The 18,965-nt window shown below is 50.1% G+C and carries 5 protein-coding genes; 3 read left to right on the top strand and 2 right to left on the bottom strand.

Annotation, left to right across the window (positions count from 1 at the left end; genetic code table 11):
• Positions 1-19 precede the first annotated feature (19 nt).
• The gene (locus PXH59_RS17485; protein ID WP_285809384.1) at positions 20-673 is read left to right on the top strand and encodes a LysR family substrate-binding domain-containing protein; all 654 of its coding nucleotides are present in this window, start codon (positions 20-22) and stop codon (positions 671-673) included.
• Between the two features lie 96 nt (positions 674-769).
• Here PXH59_RS17485 and PXH59_RS17480 read toward each other — a convergent pair whose 3' ends face one another.
• Positions 770-1,657 carry a LysR family transcriptional regulator gene (locus PXH59_RS17480; RefSeq protein WP_285809383.1) on the bottom strand — a complete coding sequence of 296 codons (888 nt, stop codon included), beginning with the start codon at positions 1,655-1,657 and terminating at the stop codon, positions 770-772.
• A 95-nt stretch (positions 1,658-1,752) separates the two neighbouring features.
• On the opposite strand from PXH59_RS17480, the gene PXH59_RS17475 reads away from it, so the two are divergent.
• Both PXH59_RS17475 and PXH59_RS17470 read left to right on the top strand, forming a co-directional pair.
• Complete coding sequence (locus tag PXH59_RS17475; RefSeq protein WP_285809382.1) at positions 1,753-3,120, top strand: MFS transporter; 1,368 nt, start codon at positions 1,753-1,755, stop codon at positions 3,118-3,120.
• A complete protein-coding gene (locus tag PXH59_RS17470) occupies positions 3,099-3,503 on the top strand; it encodes a hypothetical protein (RefSeq protein WP_285809380.1) in 405 nt (134 codons plus the stop codon). The genes PXH59_RS17475 and PXH59_RS17470 overlap by 22 nt, the downstream gene beginning before the upstream one ends.
• Before the next feature lie 136 nt (positions 3,504-3,639).
• Here the strand turns inward: PXH59_RS17470 and PXH59_RS17465 are convergent, their stop codons facing one another.
• A complete protein-coding gene (locus PXH59_RS17465) occupies positions 3,640-18,954 on the bottom strand; it encodes a non-ribosomal peptide synthetase (RefSeq protein ID WP_352232143.1) in 15,315 nt (5,104 codons plus the stop codon).
• Positions 18,955-18,965 lie beyond the last annotated feature (11 nt).

The following is an 18,965-nucleotide window of genomic DNA, read 5'->3' as shown; positions in this document are numbered from 1 at the left end:
CTCGCGCCCTGCTCTGTTTATGGATAAAATTAAAAATGAGGAAACTTATTTACGTATTGGGCTTACCAGCACTTTAAATTTTAATAATATCCCTGAGCTAAGTAATAAAATTAAAGCGCTTATGACAGGAGGGGAAATTGGCACATCACATCTGGTTTCTAGCCAACTCTTGCGTTTTCTCTCAAAAGAGAAAATAGATCTTGTTGTTATAGGAGAACAAAGTCTACATAATAAACATGATTTTCAATCTTACTGGCTCTATCGTGAACCTCTTCTGCTTGCATTACCGTCTTCTCATCCTGGCAGTTTGAAAGAAAAAGTGTCGCTTACCGATGTTGCCGATCTGTCTCTTTTTTGGTTTTCAAGAAACGCAAATCCCGTTTTTTACGACAAATGTGAAAGTTATTTTCAACAATTACCTTTCTTATTAAAAAGATGTCAGGAGCCTGATGATTCACTGGTCATGCTTTCCAGTATTGCAAGAGGGAAAGGAATGGCGCTTATGCCCCGTTCTATGTGTATCTCTAATCAAAAAGGGCTTTGTTACAGGGAATTAGATAAAGTTGCTGCTCAATCCTTAAATATTGATATCTATGCAGCCATTCGTAAGAATGAATCCAGAGAAGTCGTTATCAATGGCTTAAACCGTTTACTCAATGAAAAAGAAGTTTAGGTTATATTTTTAATTGAAGTGATCAATAAAAATTGATCACTTCAAATTGAGCAAGGCACAAGATTGAAAACAGGTACAAACTTTGGTTTCTCTTATTCACACGACCAAATTTTTTAATAGGTAATCTATAAAAAGACGGTTCTTACGTTGAAGTTGTACATTATTTGGAAATACAACCGTTATTTCCTGTTTGGGTAGATGATATTCTGGGAAAAGCGCTACCAGAGTACCAGACGCTATATCTTCATTGACAAGCCATTCGGGTAATACAGATACGCCTAAACCAGATAGAGTCAGTGAACGAATGGCAGAGGAATTATTTGAGGCATATTTAATTTTGCCACGGATGATAAACCTGGGATGAATAGGATGTTTTAATTCCCATTGGGTTGGGTTTTGTAGATTCGTGTTGGCAATCCAGTCCACTTTATTCAGCGCCATCGGTTCACTAATGGGGTTGCGTTCTAACCAATGTGGAGCTGCAACTAATTTAATTTTAAAAGTCGCTAACTGCCTGCTTTTCAATGTTGAATCATCTAATGTCCCCAAACGGATCGCAAGATCAATTCTCTCGGTAATTAAATCATTTAAGGCTGAGTCAGCAAAATAGCTAATTTCCAGTTGAGGATGGATTTCACAAAATTGACTGATTAAAGGAAGCAGAAATTTTTCACCAAATTCCACTGTTGAAGTAATTCGTAATTTTCCGGCTAAGGAGTGATGCCGTTCCGCAACATTATCGAACGCAACCTGAATGTGATGAAATATTTTTTTAAAATCTTCATAAAATTCTCTCCCCGCTTCTGTTAATGCAATACCACGAGTATTACGCACTAACAATGGTACGCTTAACGCTTCTTCCAGTGCTTTCACATGAATGCTGGCGACAGCTTTGCTGATAAATAAAGTTTCAGCCGCGCGGGTAAAAGAGCCGCATTCTACCACCGTAAGAAAAGTTTGTATCCGATTAAGATGAGGTTGCATTTTTATTGTTAAATATAATTAAATTAAGTGTTTAAATTAAATGAATAGACTAACTAAGTCAATGGTCATTAAACTTCCTGAATGGAGGTAAAATAATGAGTTATCGCTACCGTATTGCATTAATATTTTTGCTTGGTTTCTTTATTGATTGCATCAATATTTTTATGTCGGCAATTGCTTTGCCTGATATTGCCGATCAAATGTCTGTTTCTGAATCTCGCGTAGCCTGGGTATCCAATAGTTATATTCTGGGTTTGACACTCATTATACCTATTAGTAGCTGGTTGGCTGAACGTTTTGGCACACGGCAAATTATGGCAGCTTCGATGCTACTTTTCTCTATAGCTGCTCTGTTTTCTGGTCTGGCGGAACATTTCTATGATTTAGTATTGTGGCGCTTTATTCAAGGATTGGGAGGCGGTTTGTTGATTCCGGTCGGGCAAGCGTTAACCTTTGGGTTGTTTAAAAAGCATGAACGGGCAAAAATCTCGACACTGGTTATGGCTGTTGCACTCATTGCACCGGCTATTTCCCCGGGTGTTGGAGGTGCTATTGTTGATCACTATAGCTGGAGTTGGGTGTTTCTTAGCAATATCCCTTTCAGCTTGCTAGCATCCATTCTTTCACTGATTTGGCTGCGTAATGAAACAATTTTGGCTCAAAAACCTGATCTGAAGGGGTTGTTATTGGTTAGTTTAGCATTGGTATCTTTACTATCAGGACTTTCTATGTACGCTGATGCAACCCAGAAATGGCTGCCAATTATCTTCCTGACCAGTGGCGCTTTTTTTACTCTGTTTTATATACGACATTACCATCGTGTACAGAATGCTATTCTGGATCTGTCTGTAATAAAAAATACTCGTATGCGTATTTCCGTGTGGATTTATCACTCAATTCCAGGCGTATTTACCGGCGTTAATCTGTTGAATATTTTTTATCTACAACAACAACTGGGATGGTCAGCGAAAAAAACCGGCTCTCTCATGATTTTATATGCGATTGGTGCATTGGGTGCCATATTAATATGTGGACGAATGTATAACCGTTGGGGTGCTCATCGTCTATTTTTATGTGGGATTGTACTTCATGCTATTGGTATTGCTTTCTTAGCTACCATTAATCACGCAAACGATGTACCAGGCTTGATTGGCGCGTATTTGCTGATGGGAATTGGTGGAGGCATTGGTGCTAACACTGCACAGACAACTGCGCTAATGGATTTTGCCAATGAAAAATTATCTCGAGCCAGTGTGATTTGGAATATCAATCGTCAAATGTCATTTAGTATTGGCACGGCGTTATTTACTATGATTTTTAATTTATTACAGCAAGGATCTATTTCTGCTAATGCGTATCACCTGACTTTTATCCTTGCAGCGATAATCGGTTTATTACCTTTAATGAGTCTGCATAATTTAAAAAAACATTCGGAGAACCTATGCGAAAAGAAAACGAGTTAATTGCCTGCCAAAGTGTTATTGAAATTCATCAATGGATTGAAAATGTTTTCACCAATAAACAGGAAAAAAATCCTGACTCATTGAATAAACTACTCAATAGTTTTACCCCTGATTTTACTATGACCACTTTGGCCGGTCAGCATGTCTTATTAAATCAAGTAAAAGAAATGTTTGTTAATAGCATTGGTTCCAGACCAAATTTAAAAATTGAAGTTGATAACTGCACTGTGATCACATTCAGTGCAGAATATGTTGCAGTGCGTTATCGTGAAAAACAGACCAAAGATGGAAATACGAATTATCGTTGGTCACTGGCAATTATTTCATTCGATAATTCCCACCCTCAATGGCGTTATTTACATGAAACAATGATTTCAGAATGAAATTCGGCTCAGTCATGGCTGAATATCAAATTATTCAAGTACATTAATATCAAACAAAAACAGGCGAGACCAACAAAGCTGGTCTCGCCTGTAACAATCAGGTTAATTGATATTTATTCCACAATTAATCGTGAAATTACACCGCCTCCGCTTCACAATTCATTGCTAACGCCTGACTTAAGGTTTTAGCCAAAATGGTTTTATTTTCACTATCCTCCATCAGGCTAAAGTGGTCGCCCGGTACAGATGTTAGCTGGAGCAAAGAATCAGGCATAACCTGCTTCCAGCCTAACGACGGTTCCATACTCAAAGAGGGTAATGCGGATTCTGTAACGAAAGGGATCTGCGGATAAGATTCTGTCGCATAGAACTGGTGGAGCGTTATCGCCAATGCTTGTGGTTCATATTCTTTAACCATTTGCATATAATTTACCATCTGTTCCCAACGTTTTGCGATCAGGTCAGGACGCAGATTTGCCGGATATAGTCCCAGTTCCTGCGCCGCAGCAATAAATTGCACCAAATTCAGTTTATCAATTCTCTGATGCAATACCGCAATCTCCTCTTCATGTTCCCCGCCCGACTGTTTTGCCAGTTCAGCAAGAAAATGAAGCTTTGGTTGAATAACCTGCTGCTTAAAGCAGTGAGGGGCAGGCGTATCAATCAAACCCAGAAAATCGACGGTCTCACCGGCGTTCAGAAGTTGCTGGGCAATGGCATAAGCCAGTACACCACCAGAAGAGTAACCGTAGATCCGGTATCGGCCTTCCGGTTGAACCGCCTTCATAAAGGTGATCATTTTGGCGGCCAATGCCTCAATAGTCGATATCGGCTCTTCATTGATGGATGGCCAGGGCAAGGCATAAACCGGATAGTCTGACTGAATATGTTTAGCCAATCCAAAGACATAGGAGTAATCATCCATGCCGCTGGACACAAAGAATAACGGCGGTTCCATTCCGGATGGCCGCACAGGTATCGCACTGCTTTGCGGCTGGGACAGTGGATCTAATGTGATTTTTGATACCAGTTCAGCCAGCACAGGGAATTGGAACAGGTCATTCAATGTACACATCAAACCACGGCCTGCGGCAAGATTTATCATCCGCACAGCAAGCAGCGAGTGTCCACCCAACGCAAAGAAATTGTCATACCGGCCTATTTGCTCAACCTCCAGCAATTCACGCCAGATAGCCGCTAATGCCATCTCAATCTCCCCCTGCGGCGCTTCATAGGCTTGATGAACAAAAGCATTCTGATCAGGTTCCGGCAGCGCCCGACGATCCAGCTTACCGTTAGGGTTCAGCGGAAAGGCGTTCAGACGGACAAAAGCCGCCGGTATCATGTAGTCAGGCAACAGTGCTCTCAGATGGCTATACAAACAGGTAGCCAGTCCAGCTTCCGCTGGTGCCACCACATAAGCCACCAGACGTTTATCCTGCCCATCACCCAGAGCCAGTACGATAGCTTCACGCACCGTCGGGTACTCCGTCAGCCGGGCTTCGATCTCTCCCGGTTCAATCCGGAATCCCCGGATTTTCACTTGCTGGTCGTTACGGCCAATAAATATCAGGTTGCCATCCGGCAAGTAGCGGGCCAAATCTCCGGTGCGGTACATCCGTGCATCCGGTGTCTGACTAAACGGGTCAGGCAGGAAACGTTCAGCCGTCAGATCAGGGCGATTGAGATAGCCACGGGCTACACCGTCACCACCAATATACAACTCCCCGACCGCTCCCAGTGGAACCGGCTGGCCACAGGCATCCAGCAGATAGACACAGGTGTTGGCTGTCGGACGTCCGATAGGAATTAACGTATCGATATAATCTGCCGGACAACGCCAGGTGGCGGCACATACCGTGATTTCTGTCGGGCCGTACGCATTGAACAGCGTGGCCCGTCCATGCAGTGCCTGAATTAGCGCCGCATTGGGCGCTTCTCCGCCCAGTATCAATGTTGGTCTTATGTTTATCTCCGGTAAATCCGCACCATCCCCCAGCAGAGCGGGTGTCAGGCAGGCATGAGTCACCGCCTGTTCTTCCAGATAATGCCAAAGACGGCGCGGGTCCTGACGAATCGCATCGGCAGGAATGTCCAGAGTGGCACCACCACACAATGCCATCATGATTTCCCAGACGCTGGCATCGAAACCAAATGAGGCGAATTGCAGCATCCGGCTGTGGGCATGAATGTCAAACTGGCTGATTTTATCCCGGATAAGGTTGACCAGCCCACGATGTTCAACCATCACCCCTTTCGGTGTACCGGTCGAGCCGGAAGTATAAATCACATAGGCCAGATGCCGTGACGTTAACGCAGGAACCTGCGGATTGTTGTCCGGTTGATTATTGTCCGGTTGGTCAGGCAGAGTATTCGGGTCAAGTACGGTGAATTTCGCCAGTGCTTCTTCACCCAAAGCAGCACGCCCGGTATTATCCGCCAGTACGATTAACGGGACAGGATCTAACGGAGCGGCATCATTCAGCATATAAGCCAGACGATCACCCGGATAGGCGGGATCCAGTGGTACGTAGGCACCACCCGCTTTCAGTACTGCCAATAGCGCCACCACCATCGCTGGCGAACGTGTCACACAAATCGCCACCCGCTGATCCGGTACTACCCCCAGAGAGATAAGCTGGTGAGCGAGTCGGTTGGCCTGAACATTCAGTTCCGCATAGCTTAAGATCTGCTCCCGATGTATCACCGCTGTAGCATCTGGGGTTTTCTCCACCTGTTGTTCAACCCACTGATGGATACACAGTTGTTCGGAATAGGCTATTTCAGTCGCATTCCGCGTTTCCAGCAACAGCCGACGTTCCGCCGATGACAAAATATCAATTTCCCTGACCGGTCGTTGTGGGTCAGCCACCATCACTTGCAATACGGTGTGCAGATAACCCGCATACCGCTCGATTGTCTGGTGATCAAACAAGGCCGTTGCATAATTCAGACTACCTGCAATTCTGCCTTCTTCCTCAAACAGGCTAAGTTCAAGATCAAACTTGACCACATCAAAACCCTGATCAACCGGTAAGGTTTCCAGCGCTGGCAATTTCCACTCTATTTTCTCATTGTTCTGCCAGGCAAACATCACCTGAAACAGCGGCGTATGCGCCAGTCTGCGCGGCGGTTTCACAATTTCCAGCACCTGTTCAAACGGCAGATCCTGGTTATCTTGTGCCGCCAATGTCGTTTGCCGCACACGCGCAAGTAATTCCGTCACATCCGGGGTGCCCGATAAGTCGATACGTAAGGCCAATACATTGACAAAGAAACCCACCAGGGATTCAATTTCCTGACGCCCACGGCCGGCACAAGGTGTGCCGATAACCAGATCACTCTGACCTGACAGGCGCGACAGAACCATCGCCCAGGCTGACAGAATGGTGATGAATAACGTTGTCCCCTGCTGCTCACTCAGGCGCTTGAGGGCTTTCGTTAACGCCTCATCCAGATTGATGGGCAATGAACTCCCGATAAACGACTGCTGAGGAGGACGTGGCCGATCGGTGGGTAAATCAAGCAGTACCGGTGTACCAGCCAACAGGGTACGCCAATAGTCAGACTGGGACTGTAAGCGTTCAACCGAAAGCCACTGACGCTGCCATGCTGCATAATCAGGATACTGAATCAGCAGCGGTGGTAGTGGATCAGGTTGGCCTGTCACCAAAGCCGTATAGAGGGCACTTAGCTCTGATTTCAGTATTCCTAAAGACCAGCCATCAAAAATAATATGATGCAAGATCAGCAGAAATACAGACTCATCGTCTGCCAGTTGTATCAAACTGGAGCGGATTAATGGTCCCTGTGCAAGATCAAACGATTGCCCAAACTCCTCCAGACACAAACGCTTAAGTTCTCCGTCCACGTCAGGTGCGCCTCGCAGATCATATTTCTTCATGGTCAAACCGGATTCCGTCGGCAATAGCCCAACCTGGGGCTGACCATCAACCGTCACAAAGACAGAACGCAAGGCTTCGTGGCGGGCAAACAGAGCATTCAGCGCCCGCTGCCAGGCACCGATGTCAAACTGACCACGCACACGCTGTATCACAGGAATATGGTAAGTATCACTTACCCCTCCAAACTGCGAAATGAACCACAGATGATGCTGGCTAAACGACAATGGCAGAGCGCTCTCGCGGGATACCGGAGTAATCTCAGGCAACCTGTCACTATCCTCATGACATTGTGCGTAGATCCTCTCCGCAAAAGCAGCCAGAGAGGGTGACATAAACAAGGTAACAAGCGGTAGTTCAGCACCGAAAGCGGCTACCCGGTTCATCACCCGCGCAGCCAACAACGAATGGCCTCCCAACGCGAAGAAGTTATCATGTCGACTAATCTGTTCAACCCCTAACACCTCACGCCAGATAGCCGCTAATGCCGTTTCTATCTCCCCTTGTGGAGCTTCATAAACCTGACGGGCAACGTCTTCTTCTCCCGGAGCTGGCAATGCCCGGCGATCCAATTTGCCGTTAGCAGTTAGCGGGAAGGCGGTCAAACAGACAAAAGCCGCCGGCACCATATAATCCGGTAACAGAGCACTCAAATGCTCACGCAGACTCGCTGCCAATCCGTCATGCGATTCTGCTACCACATAAGCGACCAAACGTTTATCCTGCCCATCACCCAGCGCTAATACCTGCGCTTCACGTACCGCGAAATGTTCTGTCAGCCGAACTTCAATTTCCCCCGGTTCAATCCGAAAACCACGGATTTTAATCTGCTGGTCATTACGCCCCACAAATACCAGATTGCCGTCCGGCAGATAGCGAACCAAATCGCCGGTGCGATACATGCGGGCATCAGTGTCATCACTAAACGGATCAGCCAGGAAACGTTCGCTAGTTAGCTCAGGACGATTGAGATAACCACGGGCAACACCGGCTCCCCCAATATACAGCTCCCCCACCGCCCCTAAAGGCACCGGCTGACTGAGGGCATCCAGCAGATAAATTCGGGTGTTAGCCGTCGGGCGTCCAATCGGAATGAATCCTCCCTGATAATCTGATGGACAACGCCAGACGCTGGCGCAAACGGTGATTTCTGTCGGGCCATAGGCATTGAATACCGTTGCCCGACCACTCAGTGCCTGAAGCAAGGCCACACCAGGCGCCTCACCGCCCAGTATTAATGTTGGTTTGATGGTTATCGTCGGTAAATCCGCACCATCCCGCAGTAGCGCAGGTGTCAGACAAGCGTGCGTTACCGATTGTTCTTCCAGATAATGCCAGAGATATTCTGGCGCCTGACGAATGGCATTGTCAGGAATAACCAGACTGGCGCCACTGCCTAATGCCATCATGATTTCCCAGACACTGGCATCAAAACCAAATGAAGCGAATTGCAACATCCGGCTATGGGCATGAACAGCGAACTGGGTGATTTTATCCCGGATAAGGTTGACCAGCCCGCCATGTTCAACCATCACACCTTTCGGCGTACCCGTCGAGCCGGAGGTGTAAATCACATAAGCCAGATGACGGGAGGTCAACGCCGCGACGTGTGGGTTATTATCTGACTGATCAGGCAATAAATTCGGATCAAGAACAACATGCTGCGAAAGTATTTGCTCATTGAATGCGGAACGGCCGGTATTATCCGCCAACAAAATAGTCGGTGCAGCATCGGTCAAAATATGGATCAGACGTTCACCCGGATAAGCAGGATCCAGCGGCACGTAGGCACCACCCGCTTTCAATATTGCCAACAGTCCCACTATCCGCGCCGGTGAACTGGCCACGCAAATCGCCACCCGCTGCTCCGGCTCAACCCCCAGCGCGATAAGCTGATGCGCCAGCCGGTTAGCACGGATATTTAATTCCGCATAGCTAATGGATTGGTTTTCATAGACCAACGCCGTGGCGTCCGGGGCATTCTCCACCTGTTGTTCAAACAGTTGATGAATGCACAGTTGGTCAGGATAGGCTGTTTCGGTCACATTCCAGGTTTTCAGCAATAATGTGCGCTCAGTTTCCGGCAGGATTTCCAACACCTGTACCGGCGTTTCCGGTGCCTGTTCAAGTGCCTCTGCCAGACTCTCCAGCGCCTGCTGCATGTAACCGCATATCCTTTCCGGATCAAAGGGTTGTACAACCTGAGCCGTCAGCCCCAAATCGGAACCCCCGTCCTCTACCGACAATACAAACGGGTAATTAGTCCGCTCCTGTGCGCCAAGGAATTCAATTCCGCTGATGAGGTCATCCGACGTGACCGGCTGGGTATTATGTCGGTAATTCAACAGTGCATTGAACAGCGGTGTCCCGCGGGCTACCCCACTGCAACGTTGAGCCAGCGCCAGTGATGCATGTTCATGCGCTAATAATCCTGCCAATCGGCTATGGGCAGCCTGTACGCTCTCCCGCACCGGAGTTTCATCGATATCCAATCGTAACGGCAGGGTATTAATAAACAGCCCCATGCCATTGTCGGCGCCTTCGCCAGCCTGCATACGCCCAAACAGCACTGTGCCAAATACCACTTGCTTCTGATCACTGGTACGTGACAACACCTGTGCCCAGGCCAAATGGCACAGCGCCGCCACACTGACGCCCAAACGCCGGGCCTGATTACGCAGGCGGTTATTCAGTGCAGGCGTCAGCATTCTGTGCGATTCCGCCACCTGCGAGCCGTCATGGTGTACTTCTGTTAATCCGAATGGCAGCGTCGGTTCCTCCACTGCCGCCAGCATATCAGTAAAGAAACGGGTATGTTCTTCCTGACTGATCCCCAATTGAGCCTGAGCGACCAAAGTACGAAAAGGTACTGGCGCAGGCAAGCTGCCTCCCCGCCCGGTCAGATACGCCTGCACTTCGCCGTTCATCACTTCCAGCGTGGTATGGTCACCAATCAGGTGATGTAACAGTTGCAGCAGGATCCAGCGGCCATCAATATCCTGAGCAATCACAAAGCGCAGCAACGGTGCCTGACTCAGGTCAATACGATGCTGGCACGGATCAAAGCGTTGGGCCAGTTGGTCACTGATCGAACCGTCAGCCGGATTGAGTGTCAATTCTGTGATGAATAAGGAAACCTGACGACAAACCACCTGAGCCGGAGCGGATAATCCCTCCCAGATAAAAGCGGTTCGCAGGATATCATGGCGATCAACCACCTGTTGAACGGCGCTCAGATAACGATCCAGCAAAGACCGATCGGCAAAAGCCTGTTGGGTTAACAGAAGATAAGGATCGCCTTCATTTGCCAGCAGATGGTGGAATAAAATGCCATCCTGTAGCGGTGACAGAGCATAGATATCCTGAATGTTAGCCAGCCCACCCGGTATTTGATCAACAATACAGTCAATTTCACCCTGAGTGAGGTCAATCAGCGGCAACATCTCCGGTGTTAACACGGACGTATCCGGTGTAATACGGTTCTCAGGCACCTTGATCTCACAATGCTGAGACAAAGACTGAGCCAGCACGTTCAATGTCGGGTGCTGGAATAGCGCTTGTACCGAGATGCCCAACCCCATACACCGCAAACGCTCAATCATCCGCACCGCCAACAGCGAGTGGCCTCCGAGGGCAAAGAAGCTGTCGTGCCGACTGATCTTCTCAATGTTCAGCAATTCACGCCAAATGGTCGCTAACGCCACTTCTATCTCCCCTTGCGGGGCTTCATAGACCTGACGGGCAAAGGCGTTTTCTCCCGGTGCCGGCAGCGCCTGACGATCCAGCTTGCCGTTTGGCGTCAGCGGAAACGCCTCCAGACGTACAAAAGCCGTCGGCACCATATAATCCGGCAACTGCGCACTCAGGTGTTCACGCAGACGGGCGGCCAATCCATCATCCTCTTGCGCCACCACATAAGCCACCAGGCGTTTATTCTGTCCATCACCCAACGCCACGACCAATGCCTCACTCACCGCCGGATGTTCAATCAACCGCGTTTCAATCTCTCCCGGTTCAATTCGGAAGCCACGGATTTTAACCTGTTGGTCATTACGGCCAACAAAGACCAAATTGCCATCCGACAGGTAACGGGCCAAATCTCCGGTGCGATACATCCGCGCATCCGGCTGATGACTAAACGGATCCGTCAGGAAACGTTCAGCGGTGAGTTCAGGGCGATTGAGATAGCCACGGGCCATACCCACACCGCCAATATATAACTCACCGACTGCGCCCTGCGGCACCGGCTGACCGTGTTTGTCCAACAGATAGATCCGTTTGTTAACTGCCGGTCTGCCGATGGGAATTGATCCCCCTGTGTAGTCTGGCGGGCAATGCCAGGTGGTGGCGCAAACGGTGATTTCCGTCGGGCCATAGGCATTGAACAGCGTGGCCTGACGGTTTAATGTCTGGATTAGCGCCGGACTGGGTGCTTCACCGCCCAATATCACGGTCGGTTTTATCGTCAGCGCCGGTAAATCAGCACCATCCCGTAGCAGGGCGGGTGTCAGACACGCGTGAGTCACCGATTGCTCTTCCAGATAATGCCAGAGGCGGTGCGGGTCTTGCCGGATTGTTTCCGTCGGAATAACCAGCATAGCCCCACTGCTCAATGCCATCATGATTTCCCAGACGCTGGCATCGAAGCCAAATGAGGCAAACTGCAACATCCGGCTGGTGACACCAATATCAAACTGAGCAATGTGTTCCAGCGTCAGGTTAACCAGACTCTGATGTTCAATCATCACCCCTTTCGGTCTGCCCGTAGAACCGGATGTGTAGATCACATACGCCAGATGCCGTGAGGTGAGATTAGGGATCTGTGGATTATTGTCTGGCTGATCCGGCTGAGTATTTGGATCGAGTACAGTTAACGTCTTCAGTGCTGCTTCACCCAGTGCAGCCCGTCCAATATGATCCGCCAGCAAAACAGTTGGCGCAGCATCCGTCAGCAGATAAGCCAGACGTTCACCCGGATAAGCCGGATCTAGTGGCACATATGCCCCGCCTGCTTTCAACACCGCCAGTAATCCCACGATCCTTTCCAGTGATCGTGTCACACAAATGGCAACGGGTTGATCGGGGATGACACCGAATGCCATCAGTTGATGTGCTAATCGGTTGGCTCGGGCATTCAATTCAGCATAACTGAGCGTCTGGTTTTCATACCGTACCGCTATCGCATCTGGGGTTCTTTCTACCTGTTGTTCAATCAACTGATGAATACACAGCTGTTCAGGATAGGGGGCTACGGTTGCATTCCAGGTTTCCAGCAACAACTGGCGCTCTACTGGTGCCAGAATATTCATTTCCCCGACTGGCTGCTGAATATCCGCGACCATCGCTTGCAGTATTGTGTGCAAATATTCAACGTGTCGTTCGATTGTCGATTGATCAAACAAAGCAGTTGAATAACCGAGATAACCGACAATCCGGTCTTCCTCTTCAAACAAGTTAAGTTCCAGATCAAACTTAACGACATCAAAGGCTTGATCGATCGGTGAAATTGTCAGTTCCGGCAATCTCCACGCCACAATCTCATTGCTCTGCCAGGCAAACATCACCTGAAACAACGGGGTATGTGCCAGCCTGCGCGGGGGTTGTACAATTTCCACCACTTGTTCGAACGGTAAATCTTGATGCTCCTGTGCCGCCAGCGCGGTTTGCCGCACACGCGCCAGCAACTCCGTCACATCAGGCTCACCCGATAAGTCGATACGCAAAGCTAACGTATTAACAAAGAAACCAATTAAGGATTCCACTTCCTGACGACTGCGACCGGCACTTGGTGTACCGATAACCACATCATCCTGACCTGACAGACGGGACAGCACTATTGACCAGGCTGATAGCAAGGTCATAAATAACGTGACCCCCTGTTGTTCACTCAGACGCTTAAGGGATGCCGTTAACTCAGAGTCCAGATTGACAGGCCAGAGGTTTCCGGCAAACACCTGTTCCGGTGGACGTGGTCGATCAGTTGGCAAATCCAGCAAGACTGGCGCGTCAGCCAATACCCTTCGCCAATAATCGGATTGAACCTGAATCCTCTGCGCAGAAAGCCACTGACGCTGCCATGCAGCATAATCAGGGTATTGGATCACTAACGGCGGCAACGGATCAGGCTGTTGGTTTAAACAGGCTGAATAAAGTGCACTCAGTTCTGATTTCAATATCCCTAAAGACCAGCCATCGGACACAATATGGTGCTGGGTCAACAGGAAGACATACTCATCGTCAGCCAGTTGGATCAGAACAGAACGAATTAAGGGATCACAGGCAAGATTAAACGGTATTTTCGCTTCCTGCTCACACAAACGCTTAAGCTGTTCATCCATCTCAGGAGCTTTACGTAAATCGTGTTTTTTCATCGGCAAACCCAAGTCCGCCGGCAGGAGTTCAACCTGTGGCTGCTCATTGACTGTGATAAAAACAGAACGTAATGCTTCATGGCGGGCAAACAGGTGATTCAGCGCCTGCTGCCAGGCATGAATATCAAGCTGGCCCCGTAAACGCAGTGCCAACGGAATATGGTAGGTATCACTTATCCCCTCAAACTGCGCCAGGAACCACAAACGCTGTTGCGCGAATGACAGGGGCAGCGCTCCATCATGGGGTGTCGGTGTGATGGCTGGCAATGCCCCACGCTGTTCATTAAGATGCTCATCAACCACCTTAGCAAAGGCCAGCAAAGCAGGCGCTTTAAACAATGTAGTCAACGGCAGTTCGGCACCGAAAGCCGCAACACGGTTCATCACCCGCATCGCCAACAACGAATGGCCACCCAGAGCAAAGAAATTGTCATGCCGACTGATTTGCTCAACATCCAACAACTCGCGCCAGATAGCCGCCAAGGCTATTTCAGTTTCCCCTTGCGGCATTTCATAGATCTGACGGGCAAAGTTTTCCTCGCCCGGCACCGGCAATGCCCGACGATCCAGTTTACCGTTCGGCGTCAGCGGGAATTCATCCAGACGGACAAAAGCCGCTGGGATCATATAATCAGGTAAGATTGCGCTTAAGTGGGCACGCAGGTTGTTGATTAATCCGTCATCTGCCTGCGCTACTATATAGGCGGCCAGCCGTTTGTCCTGCCCGTCACCTAACACCAGCACCGCCGCCTCACGCACCGCAGGGTACTCCTTCAACCGCGCTTCAATTTCCCCCGGTTCAATCCGAAAACCACGGATTTTAACCTGCTGATCATTACGGCCAAAAAACTCCAGATTGCCATCCGGCAGATAGCGGGCCAAATCTCCGGTTCGGTACATGCGCGCAGCCGGTTGATCACTAAAAGGATCAACCAGGAAGCGTTCAGCAGTGAGTTCAGGGCGATTAAGATAACCACAGGCAACGCCGTCCCCACCAATATAAATCTCACCTATCGCCCCCAGTGGCACGGGTTGACCATAAGCGTTCAATAAATAGAGGCGTGTGTTAGCGATTGGCCGACCAATGGGAAGTTTTGTCGTTCCTACCGGCAGTTCAGTGATACGGTATGTCGTGGTAAACGTCGTTCCCTCGCTCGGGCCATAGCCGTTCAATAACTGCTGAGGCGGGCGATTACGCAGAACCTGAGCGATCACATGCGGATTAAGCACATCCCCTCCGACAATCAAGATATTGATCTGTGGGAGAACCGGAGACAACGCCGCTGCCAGTCGGTTAAACAATCCAACCGTCAGCCACAAAACCGTAATCCGATGAACCTGTAAAGCCTGTACAAATGCCTGTGGTGTCAGCAAGGTAGCGTGGTCGATGACCACCAGTGCGCCGCCGTTAAGCAAAGGCGTCCAGACTTCGAAGGTACTCGCGTCGAAAGCCGGGTTAGCGGTAAAGGCAACGCGGTCATCCTGTCCGGTTTCAGCATAACCATTATTAATAACCAACCGAACTACCGCGCGATGAGGCACTACCACGCCTTTTGGTGTACCGGTAGAACCAGAGGTATACATGATATACGCGGCTCCGGTACGGGAAGCGGGTAAGTCAGGATTGAGGCGATCTTCGTCCCTGATGGTGCCCATCTCACCAGAGAGACGAAATAACGGAATAGCCAGAAGATCAGCCGGAATATCAGCCCGCATATCGGTGAGCAGCAATTTGGCTGAACAATCTTTTATTAACCAGTTCTTCCGCTCGTCCGGTACGCCAGGATCAATCGGAACATAAACAGCTCCCGCCTTGAGAATAGCTAACTGAGCTACGACCAGCTCAATAGATCGCTCTAATAAGAGCGCAACATGTTCCCCCGGATAAACTCCTTGCTCAATTAACTGACGCGCCAGTCGGTTAGCACGGATATTCAGTTCCATATAACTGAGGGTTTGATCTCCCGCTATCAGCGCGGTAGCAACCGGCGTTTTCTCTGCCTGTTGTTCAAACAACTGATGAATGCATAACTGCTCAGGATACGGTGTTTCCGTTGCGTTCCAGGTTTCCAGCAATAACGCACGCTCCGTTTCAGGCAAAATGTTCAGTGCCCGTACCGGCGTTTCCGGTGCCCGCTCCAGCGCGTCTGCCAGACTGGTCAGCGCCTGTTGCATATAACCACAGACCCGATCCGGCTCAAACGGCTGTACTACCTGTGCAGTCAGCCCCAGAGTAGACCCTCCGTCCTCTACCGACAGCACTAACGGATAGTTGGTTCGCTCCTGTTCACCCAGAAATTCGATACCCGGTACAACCTCATGTGGGATCAGCGGCGGCTCATTATGCCGGTAGTTCAACAAGGCACTAAACAGTGGCGTGCCACCCGCTACGCCACTGCAACGTTGGGCCTGCGCCAGTGAAGTATGCTCATAATCCAACAATCCGGCCAACCGGGACTGTGCCAGCCGTACACTGTCGTGCACCGGTGTATCATCCATATCCAGTCGCAACGGCAAGGTATTGATAAACAGCCCCATGCCGCTGTCAGCGCCTTCTCCCGCCGCCATGCGCCCGAACAGCACCGTGCCGAACACCACTTTTTCCTGCCCGCTGGTCTGCGACAGCACCTGCGCCCAGGCCAGATGACACAATGTGGCCACACTGACGCCCAGACGTTTTGCCTGTTGACGAAGGCGGTCGTTTAGTTCCGGCGATAACATCCGGTGCGCTTGTGTGACTTGCGAACCATCACGATGCACTTCGGTGAGACCAAACGGCAGCGTCGGCTCATCCACGTCAGCCAACATGTCAGTAAAGAAGCGGGTATGCTCTGCCTGATTGGCATTCAATCGAGCCTGCGCCACCAGATTGCGGAAAGGCACCGGTACAGGCAGGTTGTCATTTTGTCCGGCAAGGAAGGCCTGCACTTCGCGGTGCATCACTTCCATTGTCGTATGGTCGCCAATCAGGTGATGCTGCAATTGCAGCACATGCCAGCGGCCATCCGTTTCTTGTGCGGCTGTTTCTTGTGCGACTACAAAACGCAACAATGGAGCCTGACTCAGATCAAAACGAGCCTGACGTGGGTCAAAACGGTGAGCCAATTGCTCACCCACTGGCCCATCAGCCGGGTCCAGAGTCAGTTCAGTGACCGATAAAGGTGCCTGACGACAAACCACCTGCGCCGGTGCGGATAATCCCTGCCAGATAAATGCGGTTCGCAGGATATCATGACGATCAACCACCCGTTGCACTGCCGCCAGATAGCGATCCAGCAGCGCCCGGTCAGCAAAAATCATCGGATAGGCCAGCAGATAGGGGTCACTTTCCTTCGCCAGCAGATGATGGAACAAGATACCGTCCTGCAACGGCGACAGCGCATAGATATCCTGAATATTAGCGATCCCGCCCGGCACCTGTTCAACAAGGTGATCAATCTCAGACTGGGTCAGATCAATCAGCGGCAGCATTGCCGGTGTCAGCGCGGTAGTTGCTGGGGTAATGACATTCGGCGGCACCACGACGGCCTGATGTTGTTCCAGTGTCCGGGCCAGTTCTGACAGCACCGGGTACTGGAACAGGTTACGGGCAGCCAGTGTCAATCCCAGACTGTGCAGGCGCTCAATCATCCGTACGCCAAGCAAAGAGTGACCGCCCAGCGCAAAGAAACTGTCATGTCGGCTAATTCGCTCAATACCCAGTAATTCGCGCCAAAGGGTCGCCAGAACAATCTCTTTCTCTCCTAGCGGTGCTTCATAAACCTGACGGGCGAAGGCGTCCTCCTCCGGTGCCGGCAACGCCCGGCGATCCAATTTACCATTCGGCGTCAATGGGAATTCGTCCAGACGCACAAAAGCCACCGGTATCATATAATCCGGCAACCGCGCACTCAGGTGTTCACGCAGGCGAGCGGCCAAACCGTCACTCCCCTGGGTCAGCACATAGGCAACCAGTTGTTTGTCCTGTCCCTCTCCTGACGCCAGCACCACCGCTTCACGTATTGCCGGATATTCCACCAGTCGAGCTTCAATTTCTCCCGGTTCAATCCTGAAACCGCGGATTTTCACCTGCTGGTCGTTACGGCCCAGAAATTCCAGATTGCCGTCTGGCAGGTAGCGGGCTAAATCTCCGGTGCGATACATACGTGCATTCGGTTTGTCACTAAATGGATCGGTGAGAAAGCGTTCAGCGGTCAGTTCAGGGCGATTGAGATAACCGCAGGCCACGCCATCACCCCCGATATAAATCTCACCGGTCATCCCCAATGGCACCGGCTGACCGTCAGTATCCAGCAAATAAACCCGGGTGTTGGCAATAGGCCGACCAATAGGAATAGAAGTCGTACCCGATGTTAATCCGTGAATGTGGTAAGTCGTGGTAAACGTGGTTCCTTCACTCGGACCGTAGGCGTTCAATAACTTTTTGGGTGGGTTTTTACGCAGCACTTGAGCAATGACATGCGGATCGAGGACATCTCCCCCAACCAGCAGCATGTTAAGTTGAGACCACACCGAGGATAGCTCCTCCGCCAGCCGGTTAAACAGCCCGACACTCATCCACAGCACCGTAATGCGGTGCGCCTGTAACGCCTGGACAAAATCCGGCGGGGTCAGCAATGTGGTATGATCAATAACCACCAGCGCAGCACCGTTAAGCAACGGTGCCCAAACTTCAAAGGTGCTGGCATCGAAAGCGGGATTAGCGGCGAAAGCAATCCGGTCATTGGGTTCGATGTCAGCATAACCATTATTGATAACCAACCGGACAACAGCCCGATGAGGCACGATGACGCCTTTGGGTATCCCCGTCGAACCGGAGGTGTACATGATATACGCCGGCTCTGTACTGGCACCCAATAAATCAGGATTGCGATGGTCTTCTGCCCGGAACGGTTCTGTCTCGCCGGAAAAACGGAACGGCGGAACAACCAGTTCAACCGGGATCTCCGTTTGCATATCCGTCAGCAATAATTTGGCGGCACAATCGTTTATCAGCCAGTTTTTCCGTTCATCCGGTACGTTGGGATCAACCGGGACATAAACTGCACCGGCCTTAAGGATCGCTAACTGAGCCACCACCAGTTCAATTGAGCGTTCTAACAGGATCGCAACATGGTCACCCAGCCCAATTCCCTGTTCAATCAGTTGACAAGACAACCCGTTGGCTCGTGCGTTCAGTTCCGCATAAC

The sequence above is a fragment of the Xenorhabdus bakwenae genome (assembly GCF_030272115.1).
Classification (GTDB): domain Bacteria; phylum Pseudomonadota; class Gammaproteobacteria; order Enterobacterales; family Enterobacteriaceae; genus Xenorhabdus; species Xenorhabdus bakwenae.
This window is presented reverse-complemented; position numbering and strand designations above follow the sequence as displayed.

Coding starts and splice junctions, on each gene's coding strand:
- PXH59_RS17470 (WP_285809380.1), top strand. CDS start 3,099: ATGCGAAAAGAAAACGAGTTAATTGCCTGCCAAAGTGTTATTGAAATT.
- PXH59_RS17475 (WP_285809382.1), top strand. CDS start 1,753: ATGAGTTATCGCTACCGTATTGCATTAATATTTTTGCTTGGTTTCTTT.
- PXH59_RS17485 (WP_285809384.1), top strand. CDS start 20: ATGGATAAAATTAAAAATGAGGAAACTTATTTACGTATTGGGCTTACC.
- PXH59_RS17480 (WP_285809383.1), bottom strand. CDS start 1,657: ATGCAACCTCATCTTAATCGGATACAAACTTTTCTTACGGTGGTAGAA.